This is a genomic window from Streptomyces fractus (genome assembly GCF_049844455.1).
GTDB classification, from domain to species: domain Bacteria; phylum Actinomycetota; class Actinomycetes; order Streptomycetales; family Streptomycetaceae; genus Streptomyces; species Streptomyces fractus.
Genome location: NZ_JBMYHI010000002.1, coordinates 1,364,317 through 1,377,459, shown reverse-complemented (window position 1 = coordinate 1,377,459; position 13,143 = coordinate 1,364,317). Strand labels below are relative to the sequence as shown.

Annotated in this window: 13 protein-coding genes and 1 pseudogene; 11 read left to right on the top strand and 3 right to left on the bottom strand. The window is 70.8% G+C overall.

Annotated elements, in window-relative coordinates; genetic code table 11:
* Positions 1-36 precede the first annotated feature (36 nt).
* The 10 genes and pseudogenes from ACP4E5_RS08300 (at position 37) to ACP4E5_RS08255 (ending at position 9,302) form a co-directional block, all read left to right on the top strand.
* Positions 37-753, top strand: a complete 717-nt coding sequence (locus tag ACP4E5_RS08300; RefSeq protein WP_425826465.1) for an SDR family NAD(P)-dependent oxidoreductase — start codon at positions 37-39, stop codon at positions 751-753.
* The gene (locus ACP4E5_RS08295; protein ID WP_425826463.1) at positions 750-1,559 is read left to right on the top strand and encodes an enoyl-CoA hydratase-related protein; all 810 of its coding nucleotides are present in this window, start codon (positions 750-752) and stop codon (positions 1,557-1,559) included. The genes ACP4E5_RS08300 and ACP4E5_RS08295 overlap by 4 nt, the downstream gene beginning before the upstream one ends.
* Before the next feature lie 36 nt (positions 1,560-1,595).
* A pseudogene (locus ACP4E5_RS08290) lies at positions 1,596-2,744 on the top strand (acetyl-CoA C-acetyltransferase).
* Between the two features lie 95 nt (positions 2,745-2,839).
* Positions 2,840-3,460, top strand: a complete 621-nt coding sequence (locus ACP4E5_RS08285; RefSeq protein WP_425826461.1) for a TetR/AcrR family transcriptional regulator — start codon at positions 2,840-2,842, stop codon at positions 3,458-3,460.
* A 292-nt stretch (positions 3,461-3,752) separates the two neighbouring features.
* Positions 3,753-4,133, top strand: coding sequence for a nuclear transport factor 2 family protein (locus ACP4E5_RS08280; protein ID WP_425826459.1), 381 nt, complete (start codon positions 3,753-3,755; stop codon positions 4,131-4,133).
* Between the two features lie 14 nt (positions 4,134-4,147).
* A complete protein-coding gene (locus ACP4E5_RS08275; protein ID WP_425841142.1) occupies positions 4,148-4,525 on the top strand; it encodes a hypothetical protein in 378 nt (125 codons plus the stop codon).
* Between the two features lie 110 nt (positions 4,526-4,635).
* Positions 4,636-4,956, top strand: coding sequence for an EthD domain-containing protein (locus tag ACP4E5_RS08270; protein WP_425826457.1), 321 nt, complete (start codon positions 4,636-4,638; stop codon positions 4,954-4,956).
* A gap of 94 nt (positions 4,957-5,050) precedes the next feature.
* Positions 5,051-6,553, top strand: coding sequence for a class I adenylate-forming enzyme family protein (locus tag ACP4E5_RS08265; RefSeq protein WP_425826455.1), 1,503 nt, complete (start codon positions 5,051-5,053; stop codon positions 6,551-6,553).
* Positions 6,554-6,621: 68 nt separating this feature from the next.
* Entirely contained in the window at positions 6,622-7,662 is a 1,041-nt protein-coding gene (locus tag ACP4E5_RS08260; RefSeq protein WP_425826454.1) for an MBL fold metallo-hydrolase, read from the top strand.
* 101 nt (positions 7,663-7,763) lie between these two features.
* A complete protein-coding gene (locus ACP4E5_RS08255; RefSeq protein ID WP_425826451.1) occupies positions 7,764-9,302 on the top strand; it encodes a class I adenylate-forming enzyme family protein in 1,539 nt (512 codons plus the stop codon).
* An 85-nt stretch (positions 9,303-9,387) separates the two neighbouring features.
* On the opposite strand, the gene ACP4E5_RS08250 is transcribed toward ACP4E5_RS08255, so the two are convergent.
* Positions 9,388-10,146 (bottom strand): SDR family NAD(P)-dependent oxidoreductase, encoded by a 759-nt coding sequence (locus ACP4E5_RS08250; protein ID WP_425826449.1) that lies wholly within the window; start codon positions 10,144-10,146, stop codon positions 9,388-9,390.
* A 35-nt stretch (positions 10,147-10,181) separates the two neighbouring features.
* The gene (locus ACP4E5_RS08245; RefSeq protein ID WP_425826447.1) at positions 10,182-11,384 is read right to left on the bottom strand and encodes an acyl-CoA dehydrogenase family protein; all 1,203 of its coding nucleotides are present in this window, start codon (positions 11,382-11,384) and stop codon (positions 10,182-10,184) included.
* Between the two features lie 164 nt (positions 11,385-11,548).
* On the opposite strand from ACP4E5_RS08245, the gene ACP4E5_RS08240 reads away from it, so the two are divergent.
* Positions 11,549-12,253, top strand: coding sequence for a TetR/AcrR family transcriptional regulator (locus ACP4E5_RS08240; RefSeq protein WP_425826445.1), 705 nt, complete (start codon positions 11,549-11,551; stop codon positions 12,251-12,253).
* 47 nt (positions 12,254-12,300) lie between these two features.
* Here ACP4E5_RS08240 and ACP4E5_RS08235 read toward each other — a convergent pair whose 3' ends face one another.
* Positions 12,301-13,101 (bottom strand): SDR family NAD(P)-dependent oxidoreductase, encoded by an 801-nt coding sequence (locus ACP4E5_RS08235; RefSeq protein ID WP_425826443.1) that lies wholly within the window; start codon positions 13,099-13,101, stop codon positions 12,301-12,303.
* Positions 13,102-13,143: the final 42 nt, after the last annotated feature.

Below are 13,143 nucleotides of genomic sequence, written 5' to 3'. Positions count from 1 at the left end.
GGCGAAATCTTTTCACTTGAGGGGCGCACGGCCATCGTGACCGGCGCCTCCGCAGGCCTGGGCGCGCGCTTCGCCTCCGTCCTCGCGCAAGCGGGGGCCACTGTGTTCGCCGCCGCCCGCCGCGTCGACCGGCTCAAGGAACTCGCCGACTCCGACGCGCGCATCCACCCGGTCGCCTGCGACGTCTCGCTCGAAGCCGACCGCATACGCCTCGTGGACACCGCGCTCGCCACCACCGGTCGCGGCGGCATCGACATCCTGGTCAACAACGCCGCCACATCCGGCGAGACACGCGCCGAGGACGAGACCCCGGACGCCTTCGCCGACGTCCTTGGTGTGAACCTCACCGCGCCGTTCCACCTCGCCCGGCTCACCGCGGAGACGCCCGAGCCCGTACGGAGCGTCATCAACGTCTCCTCCATCCTCGGCCTCGTCTCCGCCGCGCCCCTCGGTGGCGCGAGCTACTCGGCGTCGAAGGCCGGACTCATCGGCCTGACACGGGAGTTGGCGGGGCAGTGGGGCCGCGGCGGCACCCGCGTCAACGCGCTCGCCCCCGGCTGGTTCCGCACCGAGATGACCGCCGACCTCTTCGGCGACGAACGCTCCAGCCGGTGGGTCGACCGCAACACCCTGCTCCGCCGCGGCGGCGACGCCCACGAACTGGACGGCGCGCTGCTCTTCCTCGCATCGGACGCCTCCTCGTACTGCACGGGCCAGGTCCTCACGGTCGACGGCGGCTGGACGGCCCGATGAGCGAGGCGAGGGTCACCACCGACATTCAGCAGGACGGCCTCGCCCGCGTCACCCTGCGCCGCGGCGCCGCCGGCAACTCCATCGATCTGGCCATGGCCCAGGGCCTGTTGGACGCCGCACGGGCCTGCGAGAGCGCCGACGTACGGGCGATCCTGCTCACCGCCGAGGGGAAGTCCTTCTGCGTGGGCGGCGACCTCCGGGAATTCTCGCGGCTCGAAGGCGCCGCCCTGGAGAAGCACCTCGGCGCGGTGACCGACGCGCTGCACGAGGCCCTGCGCACCTTCGCCGCGCTCGACGCGCCCATGGTGGCCGCCGTGCAGGGCGCGGTCGCAGGGGCCGGCATCGGCCTCGCGGCGGCCGCCGATGTGACCCTGGCGGCCGACAACGCCTCGTTCACCGCCGCGTACACCGGCATCGGCTACTCGCCGGACGCGGGCGTCAGCTGGTTCCTGCCACGGCTCATCGGCCCCAAGCGGGCCCTCGACCTCCTCCTCACGAACCGCCGGGTGTCGGCGCGGGAGGCCGCTGAACTCGGCCTGGTGAGCCGGGTCGTACCGGCCGACGAACTGGCCGGCGAGACCACGCGGACCGCCGAGACACTGCGCCGCGGACCCACTGCCGCGTTCGGCGCCACCCGCCGGCTCGTCGACGCCGGGCTGACCGAGGTCCTCGGCCCGCACCTCGACCGCGAGGCCCGTGCGCTCGCCGCCGCTGCCGCCTCCGCGGAGGGCCGGGAGGGCGTCGCCGCGTTCCTCGGGAAGCGCGCGCCGGAGTTCACCCGCACCCGCGTCCCGTCCGGGCACTGAGCCCGCCCCCGCCTCACCCGTAAACAGGGAGTCATCATGTCCGAAGCCTTCATCGTCGGAGCCGTCCGCACGCCCGTCGGGCGCCGCAAGGGCGCACTGAGCGCCGTGCACCCCGCCGACCTCGGCGCGCACGTGCTGCGCGCCCTCGTGGAGCGGACCGGGGTCGACGCCGGAGCCGTCGACGACGTGATCTTCGGCTGTGTCAGCCAGATCGGCGCCCAGACCGGGAACGTCGCCCGCACCGCCTGGCTGTCGGCGGGCCTCCCGCAGCACGTGCCCGGCACCACCGTCGACCGCCAGTGCGGATCGTCGCAGTAGGCCGTGCACTTCGCCGCCCAGGCGGTCGGGTCGGGAGCCGCGGACCTGGTCGTCGCCGGGGGAGTGGAGGTCATGAGCCTCGTGCCCATCGCCAGCCCGATGACCGTCGGGGAGCAGGCCGGCATGGGCAGCCCCTACGCGGGCGACGGCTGGCGCGAGCACTTCGGCGACGAGCAGGTCTCGCAGTTCTACGGGGCCGAGCTGATCGCCGAGAAGTGGGGCATCTCCCGTACGGACATGGAGAGTTACGCCCTCGCCAGCCACCGGCGGGCCCTCGCGGCGCAGGCCGACGGCGTCTTCGACGACGAGATCGTGCCGTCCTTCGGGCTGAGCGTGGACGAGGGACCGCGCGCCGACACCAGTATGGAGAAGATGGCGGGCCTCAAGTCCCTGACCGAGGACGGGCGGTTGACCGCCGCGGTCGCCAGCCAGATATCCGACGGCGCCGCCGCGCTGCTGATCGCCTCCGAGGACGCCGTGCGCCGCCACGGACTGACCCCGCTGGCCCGCGTGCACGCGACAGCCGTCGTCGGCTCCGACCCGATCCTCATGCTGACGGGACCGATTCCCGCCACCGAGAAGGTCCTCGGCAAAGCGGACCTCGCGCTCGACGACATCGACCTGGTCGAGATCAACGAGGCTTTCGCGTCGGTCGTCCTGGCGTGGCAGAAGGAGCTCGGCGCGGACCCGGAGCGGATGAACGCCTTCGGTGGCGCCATCGCGCTCGGCCACCCGCTCGGGGCGACGGGGGCCCGGCTCATGACCACACTCGTTCACCAGCTGCGCAGGACCGGCGGGCGGTACGGTCTGCAGACGATGTGCGAGGGCGGCGGCATGGCGAACGCGACGGTGATCGAGCGCGTCTGACCCGCGCTCGGAGTGGTGCCTGAGTAGTAACCGAGTTCAGCTTGGGGTTACGCTCGGGTACACGGACACGCTGAGTGACGGCCATGGAGAGAGTCATGACGAAGATCGTTGAACCGGAGGCAGGGCCGAGATCCAAGCGCGCGGCCATTCTGACGGCGGCCGTGGACTGCTTCGGCGAGACCGGTTTCGAGGCCACCAAATGGTCGACCGTGGCGGAGCGCGTCGGCATCGGGCAGACGGCGCTGTACCACTACTTCGAGTCGAAGACGCACTGCCTGCTCACGATCATGCGGCTCGAACTGGAGCGCTCGCACGAGCGGTTCGCCGAGGCGACCGCGGACAAGGCCGAGCCGGTGGAGGCGCTGCGGGCCGCGGTCCGGACCGCGTACGACGTCTCCGAGCAGGAGGTCCTGCAGATGCGGATCCTCCAGAACCACATGGATCTGCTGTCGGGCCCGCGCAAGTCCAAGCGCGAGGAGGCCGAGCGCGTCGCGGCGCGCCAGCTCGTCCAGGTCGTCGAGCGGGACTGGACGAACCTGCTGGTGAAGGGGATGTCGCAGGGCGCCTTTCCGCTGCGCGACGCGCAGCTCCTCGGCGCGAGTGTGCTCGGTCTGATCGTCAGCGTGTGGCGGTGGTACCGGCCGTCGGGAGCGACGCCGCTGTCGGAGATCGGCGAACTGATCGAAGGTGCCTGCGTGCGGATGGTCGCGACGTGAGGCCGTGAGGCCGTGAGGCGTGAGACGTGAGGCCGTGAGGTCCGAGCAGTCCTGAACGCGGCAACCTGTGCCCCCTGGCGGATTCCGCCAGGGGGCACAGTGCTGTCCGTCTCCCCGTGTCGCGTCACCGCCGAGATCACTCCATGACGGCCTCTTGCCAGGCGTGTTTCGGCAGGATTAGCATCCGAACTGAATTGAATTTGACTCAAGTTGATCTAAGGGGAGGGGTTCGGTGCGCGCCGTCGCCGGCGCCCGGCCCTCTCCGGACGCCGCGAGCTGAAGGATCTCACCCATGTCGTTGCGTGCATATCTGAGCAGCATGGACAGTCCGCATCCCGAGCGGACCCTGGACCTGCTCGAACCCGACTTCCGTTTCCTCATCGCCCTGCCCGGCAAGGAGGCCAAGGGCAGCAGCCGGGAGGACTTCGCCTCCTACATCGCAGGGCGGAATCCCGTCGACCGGTCGCACGAGATCGTGCGCTACAGCCGGGACGGGGACCTCGAGACCGTGTACGGCGTGGTGACGGAGGCCGGACAGTACGTCGGCTCGTTCCTGTCCGCCGCGGTGATCTCGCCCGACGGGCTCCTGGCGCGCTACCAGTCCTTCTTCACCACCTCGTTCGAACTGGTCGACTGGGCCGGCCAGGTCCGGGCCGAAGGGAGCAGGGCATGACAGACACGGCAGGCATGACCGACACCTCGATCGAGGCGCCCTTCCTCACCGCGTGGTTCGAGATCCTCGACGGTGACGAGCCGTCCAAGATCCTGGACTTGATCAGCGACGACTTCGCGCTCTCCATCCTGTTCTCCACCGGCGACGGCAAGGCCACCGACTTCGCCGGCGGCCGCGAGGCCCTCGTGGGCTATCTCGAACAGCGTGAGAGGGGGACGCGCACCCACCACCGGCTCTCCGCGACGACCACCGGACAAGACGAGCTCTTCCTGGGCGAGGTGCGGCGCGCGGGTGTCCCGGAGGCGAGCTTCGTCGCTGCCGGCCGGGTGAACGACGAGCACCGGCTTCAGCGCCTGCTGATCGGCCGATCGTCCGAGATCCGCTTCTCCTGACAGCTCGGCCTGGACCACTCACCCACTCACGCGCTCATCCAGTGACGCACTCACTCACTCATCTTGCAACTGGCCACGGCACGCCAACTGGCCATGTACGGAGGACAGTTATGTACAACCTCGTCCTGCTCGCTTCCCGGCCCCCCGAGTGGACGCACGAGCAGTTCATCACGTGGTGGCGCGGTGACCACGCCGAACTGACCTACCGCCTGCCAGGACTGCGCGCCTGGCGGCACACCGAGATCGACATGGCGATGGAGCCGCGCTCCGAGGGCTGGGACGGTATCTCGGTGCTCAGCTTCGACTCCCCCGAGGACCTGAAGACGGCCCTCAAGAGCCCCGAGTGGGCCGAAGCCGTCGCCCAGGTCGGCGACATGAAGGGCCGCCGCATCGCCGTGATGGGCACCGAGGCGGAGATGTTCACGGGTTGAGCCCGCCCCCCACGGCCGTACGCAGGCCGTCCGCGCAGCAATCGGAGCAGCGTTCAGTACACCGGAGATCGGCACATCGCAGCGAGGTAGCGGGATGCGACAGGTAGTGCAGGGGTTCCAACAGAGGGCCGGTCAGGCGGATTTCGTCGCCGTGATCGACGACGCGGGCAGTCATACGGCACGCGAACTGCTCGACGAGGCCGCACGCGTGACCGCGGTGATGACATCAACGGCCGGGAGAGCGGGCGGGACCGTCATGTTGCAGGCCGACAACTCGTGGCGCACCGTCGCCGCGAGCCTGGCCGTGGGCCTGACCGGTGGAGTGCTCGCCGTGGTCAACCGGCACACCACGCGCGACGAGTTCGCCGCAGCACGGGAGGACATCCGGCCGGACTTCGTCATCGCAGAGCCATCGGCGGTGGAGGAATGGGCGGTGCCCGAGCTGCTGCCGGGCGGCCGGGCGGACACGGTGCTTGACGGCTGGAGGCTGCTGGCCGCGCCCGAGCACGAGCAGCAGGAAGTGACGCGCTGGTCGGGCGGCGTCCTCATCGGACTCACCTCCGGCTCCACGGGGCGGCCCAAGGGTGTGGTGCAGTCCGAGGAGGCCTTGCGTTACGCCGCCGCCAGCACCGGATACATCAACGGCCTCTCGACCGGCGACGCGGTCGCCGCGATCGTGCCGCTTTCGTCGACCGCCGCGTACTGCTTCGGTGTCTATCTCGCGCTGCTGCTCGGTGGCCCGCTCGTCCTGACCGCGAAGTGGGACCGGGCGCTCGCCCTGCGGCGGATGGCCGACGCCGAGGTCCGCTGGACCATGTGCGTACCGACGATGGCACTGCAGATGGGCGCCGAGGCGGCCGGCTCCGGTGTCCTCAAGAACGTCAGGGCGATCACCGTCGGCGGCGGCCCGATGGACCGGGGCGCGCTCGCACGCGCCGAGCAGTCCCTGGGTACGAAGATCCTCCGCGTGTTCGGCATGTCCGAGTGCCTCGGCCACACCTCGCCGCGGCCCGACGAGCCCGAGGAGATCCGGCTCGGCAGGGACGGCCGCCCCTTCCCCGGCACCGACGTACGCGCGCTCACGCCCGACGGGCAGCCGGCCGGGCCGGGTGTCTCGGGCGCGGCGCAGGTGCGCGGCCCCTCCCTGTTCCTGGGCTACGCCCGCGACGGCCACGTCGACCCTCCGGTCCTCACCGAGGACGGCTACTTCCCGACCGGCGACCTGCTCATGGTCCACGAGGACGGCACCCTCAGCATCATGGGCCGCGAGAAGGACATCATCATCCGCGGTGGCCGCAACATCGACATCACCGAGATCGAGCGCGCGGTCGCCAGCTACCCGCGGGTGGCGAGGGCGTGTGTCGCGGCGGTGCCCGACGAGGTGCTCGGAGAACGCGTGGCGCTGCTCGTCGTCACCGAGGACGGGGAGGGCATCGACCTGGACGAGGTGACCGGGCACCTCAAGAGCGTCGGCCTGTCCAGGACCAAGTGGCCCGAGTACGTCTACAGCGTCGGGGAACTGCCACAGACAAAGGTCGGCAAGCTCGACCGGGGCGGGGCCCGGGAACTGGCCGGCCGGCTGCGCGCCGACGCCTGACGGCCCGCCCCGAGCCACTGAGTGGCGCACGCACAAGCAGGACGCAGTCGCACGAGCAAGGGAGAGTCATGACAGCGCGGTTCGACCAGGGCCCGTGGGCCGAAGCCGGAGTCCAGACCGTGGAGGCCGGGGTGCACCGCGTTCCCCTGCCACTGCCCAACGACGGCCTGCACGCTGTCAACGTCTACCTCCTCGAGGATCTCACCGACGACGGCGGCATCGTCATGATCGACGGTGGCTGGGCGATCCCCGAGGCGCGCAAGCAGCTCGAGAAGGCGCTGGCCGGAATCGGCCGAGACCTCGGCGACATCAGCCACATCCTGGCCACCCACATCCACCGCGACCACTACACACAGGCGGTGGAGCTGCGCCGCCTGTTCGGCTCGCGCGTCTACCTCGGCGCGGGCGAGCGCCCCGGCCTGGAGATGCTGCACCGCCTGGCCAGCGACTCACCTGCCGGATCGCTCGACACACTGCGCCGCGCCGGCGCCGGTGAACTGGCCGACCGGGTCGAGGCCATGGACCACGGCGGCTACGACCCGGACGTGTGGGAGGCCCCCGACCAGTGGGTCGAGGCGGGGACCCTGCACTTCGGCGCCGGTGAACTGACGGCCGTACCGACTCCCGGACACACCAAGGGACATGTGGTCTACCGGGACGAGCGGCGCGGGCTCCTCTTCTCCGGGGACCACGTCCTGCCGCACATCACGCCCTCCATCGGCTTCGAACTGTCCGAGCCGGGCGGCAGGCCCCTCGCCGACTACCTGGATTCGCTGCAACTGATGACCCGCTACCCCGACACCCGCCTGCTGCCCGCGCACGGACCGGTCACCGACAGCGCCCACGCCCGGGTCACCGAGTTGCTCGCACACCACGACGACCGTCTGGCGAAGAGCATCGCGGCGCTCGGCGACGACACACTTGACGCCCACGCGGTGGCGCGGGGGCTCGGATGGACGCGCCGGGAGGTGCCGTTCGCGGAGCTCAGCGCCTTCAACCAGATGCTCGCGGTCAACGAGACGGCGGCGCACATGGACGTCCTCGTCCTGCGGGAACGGGTCGCGGCGGAGCCCGTGGACGGCGTGCTCCAGTACACGCGCGTCCGATGACGGGCCGTGCCACGTCCGGGGCGGTGTCGGCCGGAGAGACCTCGACCGGAAGCGCTTCCGCCGGAACGTCCTCGGCCGGAACCACCTTGGCCGGAACCACCTTGGCCGGAACCACCTTGGCCGGAACCCTGGTCCGCCACCGCCACGAGCGCCCCGACCACCGTGCCGTCACGGCCCCGACAGGCACCCGGACCTATGCCGAACTCGCGGACGACGTCGCCCGCATCGCCTCCAGGCTGAAGGCGGAGGACGCGGCCCACGGCTCCCGGATCGCGGTGATCGCGAGAAACGGCCTGCCGTACGTGCAGCTGGTGTACGCCGCGTCCTGGGCGGGCGCGCACCTCGTCTGCGTGAACTGGCGCCTTGAGGCGGCGGAGGCCCGGGCCGTCCTCGCCGACAGCGCACCCCAACTGGTTTTCGCGGAGCGGGAGTTCGCGCACCTCGTCGGCTCGCGTCAACGCGTCGTCTGGCTCGACGGACCGGGGCACGACCGGGCCGCCTCCTTCGAGGACTGGTACGCCAACGGCGACCCGAACACCCCGCCCGACCCGGACCACGGCCCGGAGTCGGTGGCCCTGCTCCTCTACACGACCGGCACCACGGGCGCGCCGAAGGGCGTCCAGCTCGTCGAACGCAACCTCGCCCACACCTGCGTACAGGCCACCAAGGGCTGGCGCATGCACCCCGACATGACATTCCTGGCGTGCCTGCCGCTGTTCCACGTCAGTGGCATGAGCTCGGTCATGTGCTGTGTGCACATGGGCGGCGAGCTCGTCGTTCCGGCCGGCGCTTCCGTCGCGGACGTGGGCGGGGCCGTCGAGGAGCACGGTGTCACCCACACCGTCCTGGTGCCGACCGTACTGTCCCGCCTGGTGGCCGAGAACGCCGCGGCGGCGTACGACCTGAGCACTCTGGAGGTGGTCATCTACGGCTCCGCGCCCTCCGGCAGCACACTCGTCGAGCAGGCCATGGCCATGCTCCCGCACACCGGGTTCTCGCAGGGGTACGGGCTGACCGAGACCTGCGCGGGCGTCGCCATCGAACCCCTCCGCAAGCACGGGGACGCCGACCCGCACCCCGGTTCGGCCGGAGCGGTCCTCGACACCTGCGAGTGCCGCATCGTCGACCCGCACACGGGCGAGGACGTGACACCGGGCGCGGACGGTGAAATCTGGCTCCGGACACCGCAGTTGACGATCGGCTACCTGAACAGGGCCGAGGAGACGGCGGCGGCGATCACCCCCGACGGGTGGTTCAGGACCGGAGACATCGGCTGCCTCGACGACGAGCGGTTCCTCTACATCAAGGACCGCCTCAAGGACCTGATCATCTCCGGCGGCGAGAACATCTACTGCGCCGAGGTCGAGAACGCCCTGGCCGCGCACCCGGACATCGCCGAGGTAGGTGTCATCGGCGTCCCCCACGAACACTGGGGCGAGACACCGGTCGCGGTCGTCGTCCCCAGGACCGCCGACGCCGACCTGTCCATCGACGGCATCCGGACCTGGGCGCGGAGCCGGCTCGCGGCGTACAAGTTGCCGACGCAGCTCCGTGTCGTCCACCAGCTGCCGCGCAACGCGGGCGGCAAGGTGGTCAAGGGGGAGCTGCGGGCGATGTGGGGTGAACAGCGCACGCGGTGACGAGCGCTTCTTCCACGAAAACCGGTCCAACGAGTGGGCGGGGAGCGGCAGTTGACGTTCCCCGCCCACTCGTCCGTCCGGCGTCTCAGCGCGCCGTCCAGCCCCCGTCCACGTACAGCTCGGAGCCGGTGACGAAGCTCGCGTCGTCCGACGCGAGGAACGCCACCGCGCCCGCGACCTCCTCGGGCCGGCCGAGGCGCGCCATCGGGGTGCCGTCGACCATCGCGGCGCGCCGCGGCGTGCCCGCCCACAGTTCGCGCGAGAGCGGTGTCTCGATGAAGCCGGGGTGGATCGAGTTGACGCGGACGCCGCGCGTCGCCCAGTGCAGTGCGGCGTTCTTCGTCATCAGCCGGACCGCGCCCTTGGCCGCGTGGTAGGAGAACTGGCTGCCGAAGCCGCCGACCGTGCCGAAGATCGAGGCGACGTTGACGATCGAGCCGCCGCCGGATTGTTCGATCGCGGGGCCGCCGTGCTTCATGCCCAGCCAGACACCCTTCTGGGTGACCGAGACGACCTTGTCCCAGGACTCCTGGGTCTCGGTCTCCACGGTGCGCATCTCCGCGATGCCCGCGTTGTTGACGACCGACGTCAGTGCGCCCAACTCGTCGGTCACACGCTCGACGGCGCCGCGCCACGCGTCCTCGTCGCTGACGTCGAGCGCCAGGCCGATCGCCCGCGCCCCGTCCCCCGTCAGCTCCTTCGTCAAGGACGCGCAGCGGTCGGCGTCGACATCGGTCACGGCCACCGCGGCGCCCTCGGCGGCGAGGCGGCGCACGACGGCGTCGCCGATACCGCCGGTCGCACCGGTGACCAGGGCGATCTGTCCGGCCAGACGGTCCTTCACGCGTTCTCCTTCGATAGGTGTGTCGGACGGCACGGTCACAGGGCGCCGCTCCGCCTCTTCGCCGCCCGCACCGCGCGCTTGGCGATCGCCCAACGGTGGGTCTCGGAAGGACCGTCGTAGATCCGGAACGGGCGCACCTCGCGGTAGAGGCGCGACAGCGGGGCGTCCGCCGAGATGCCGAGCGCGCCGCAGATCTGCACGGACCGGTCGACCACCCGGTTGACCGCCTCGGAGACGTACGTCTTCGCGATCGAGGTGTGCTGGGCGGCGGACCGGCCCTGGTCCAGTTCCCAGCAGGCCCGCCACAGGATCGCGCGGCTGGTCTCGATGTCGATCTCGCTGTCGGCCAACTGCTGCTGCACCATGCCGAGTTCGGCCAGTGGCTTCCCGAAGGCCGAGCGGTCCGCGGCACGCTCCAGGGCGATGTCCTGGGCCCGGCGCGCGACCCCGAGCCAGCGCATGCAGTGGGTCATACGGGCGGGCCCGAGCCGCACCTGCGCGTACGCGAATCCCTCGTCCACCGCGCCGAGCACGGCGTCGTCGTCGACCTCGCAGCCGTCGAATTCGACCTCGCTGTGCCCGCCGAACAGACCCTGGTCCAGGGTGTCGATATTCCGGACGATCTTCATGCCGGGGTTGTCGGTGTCGACGAGGAACATCGTCGCGCCGCCCGCGTCGCCCGGCCCGCCGCTGGTGCGTGCCATGCAGATGGCGAACGCGGCTCCGTCGGCTCCGCTGATGAACCACTTGCGGCCGTCGATCCGCCAGCCGCGACCGGTCCTCGTCGCGGTCGTGGCGAGCGCGCGCGGATCGGACCCGGCGCCAGGCGAGGGCTCGGTCATCGCGAAGCAGGAGCGCACCTCACCGGCGGCCAGCGGGCGCAGATACCGCTCCTTCTGCCGCTCGGTGGCGACCACTTCGAGCAGATGCATATTGCCCTCGTCGGGCGCGGCGCAGTTGAGCGCGAGCGGCCCGAGCAGCGAGTACCCCGCAGCCTCGAACACCACGGCCTGCTCGCGCATGTCGAGCCCGAGCCCGCCCCACTCCGCACCGACGTGCGGGGCGAACACACCGGCTTCCTTGGCGGCGTCCTGCAGCTTCCGCCGCAACGGCTCCGGGCCTGAGTGGACGTTGCCGTCGCACGCCTGCTCCTCGGGGACGACCACGTCCCGGACGAACGCGGTGGTGCGCCGCGCGATGTCGGCGACCCTCTCGTCGATCTCGAAGCTGATGGACACATCTCACCCCTGATCTTGGCTAATACTCGTTAGCCATAAGATGATCGGAGGGGGTGACCTGTCAAGAGGCCGGGATATGCTGCCTGTTGAGAGAGCTGCAGAACGCAGGGTTCGAGAACCTAGAGTTCGAGCTAACCATCGCTAGCTTCGGGGGGTTCGGTTCGATGAATGTGTCCGACGAGAAGCGGCACGAGCGGCCGCACCGCCCGGCGCGCTCGCAGCGCCCGCCGAAGGCCGATCGCGGGTCGGAGATCCGGCAGGCCGCTCTGCGCCTGTTCGCCGAGCAGGGCTACCGCGCCACGACGATGAACGACATCGGGGCGGCCCTCGGCATCCGCGGCCCGAGCCTCTACAAACACGTCGGCTCCAAGCACGAGTTGCTCGTCGAGATCATGATCGGCACGATGGAGCAGCTCATCGCGGACAACGCGGCGGCCGTCGCGGGTTCCGACGGCGTGAGCGAGCAGCTGCGCCGCGCCGTGGAGGCGCACGTCCGCTACCACGCGCGCCATCGGCTGGAGGCGTTCGTCGGCAACCGGGAGATCGGCAGCCTGGAGCGGGCCGACCAGGACCGGGTGCTCGACCGGCGCAGCGAGTACGAGCGCCGCTTCCGTGAACTCATCGAGCGCGGAGCGGCGGAAGGGGCCTTCCGCGTACGGTCGGCCAAGGTCGCCTCCTACTCCATCCTGGACATGGGGATCGGCGTGGCCAGCTGGTTCCACGAGGGTGGCGAGTTCACCGTCGATGAACTCGCCTACCAGTACGGCGATATCGCGCTCCGGATCGTGGGAGCGAGGTCGGGAAGCGCCAGGTCGGGAGGCGCGACGACCGGAGACACGGCCACGCCGGACGAGGTGGCGGGCGTCTGATCTGCGTCCGGCGTGGTTGGTGTTCGTCGCCCGTCGTTCGGGAGGCGTCAGATGGCGAGGATGCCGCCGTCCACCGCCACATGGCTACCCGTCGCGAACGACGAACGGTCGCTCAGCAACCACAGCGCCGCCTCCGCCACCTCCTGTGGCGCGGCCATCCGCTTCTGGATCTGGCGTGCGACGAACGCCTCCTCCAGTGCGGGGTTGCCCTCCATCGCCGCGGTGATCATTTCCGTGCGTGTGGTGCCTACGACAAGGGAGTTGACGCGGATGCCGTGCGCTCCGTACTCGGCGGCCGCCGCCTTCGTCAGCCCGAGGACGGCGTGCTTCGCCGCGACGTACGGGGTCGGCGCGCCGGTGGCGATCAGGCCCGCCGAACTGGAGGTGTTGACGATCGCCCCGCGCCCGGCGGCCAGCATGACGGGGATCTGGCGGCGCAGGCAGTTCCACGTTCCGCGCACGTTGATGTCCATGATCCGGTCGAAGTCGTCCTCCGGCAGTTCGTGCAACGGGCCGAAGGCAGAGCCGGCGTAACCGGCGTTGTTGAAGGCGCCGTCGAGGCCGCCGAAGCGTTCCACGGCCGTCGCGACCGCGCGCTCGACGTCCTCGGGACGCGTCACGTCGCCGACGCTGTGGGCCGCCCGCCCGCCGGCCTTCCCGATCTCCTCGGTGAGGGATGCGAGCTGGTCCTCGCGGCGTGCCATGAGGACGACGGCCGCCCCCTCGGAGGCGAACAGTCGCGCCGCGGCCGCGCCGATGCCGCTGGACGCGCCCGTGATCATCACGGTCCTGCCGGTGATCAGGCCGGCGCCGGGCGCTCCGGGCGCTGGAGATGTCGGATGATTCATGTCGCCGAGTAAACCCGAACGACGGCTCCGGACGGTCGGGTT

What these genes read in the sequence shown, in the direction of transcription:
- ACP4E5_RS08295 (WP_425826463.1), top strand. Translation starts at nt 750, where the DNA reads ATGAGCGAGGCGAGGGTCACCACCGACATTCAGCAGGACGGCCTCGCC.
- ACP4E5_RS08285 (WP_425826461.1), top strand. Translation starts at nt 2,840, where the DNA reads ATGACGAAGATCGTTGAACCGGAGGCAGGGCCGAGATCCAAGCGCGCG.
- ACP4E5_RS08280 (WP_425826459.1), top strand. Translation starts at nt 3,753, where the DNA reads ATGTCGTTGCGTGCATATCTGAGCAGCATGGACAGTCCGCATCCCGAG.
- ACP4E5_RS08275 (WP_425841142.1), top strand. Translation starts at nt 4,148, where the DNA reads ATGACCGACACCTCGATCGAGGCGCCCTTCCTCACCGCGTGGTTCGAG.
- ACP4E5_RS08270 (WP_425826457.1), top strand. Translation starts at nt 4,636, where the DNA reads ATGTACAACCTCGTCCTGCTCGCTTCCCGGCCCCCCGAGTGGACGCAC.
- ACP4E5_RS08265 (WP_425826455.1), top strand. Translation starts at nt 5,051, where the DNA reads ATGCGACAGGTAGTGCAGGGGTTCCAACAGAGGGCCGGTCAGGCGGAT.
- ACP4E5_RS08260 (WP_425826454.1), top strand. Translation starts at nt 6,622, where the DNA reads ATGACAGCGCGGTTCGACCAGGGCCCGTGGGCCGAAGCCGGAGTCCAG.
- ACP4E5_RS08240 (WP_425826445.1), top strand. Translation starts at nt 11,549, where the DNA reads ATGAATGTGTCCGACGAGAAGCGGCACGAGCGGCCGCACCGCCCGGCG.
- ACP4E5_RS08235 (WP_425826443.1), bottom strand. Translation starts at nt 13,101, where the DNA reads ATGAATCATCCGACATCTCCAGCGCCCGGAGCGCCCGGCGCCGGCCTG.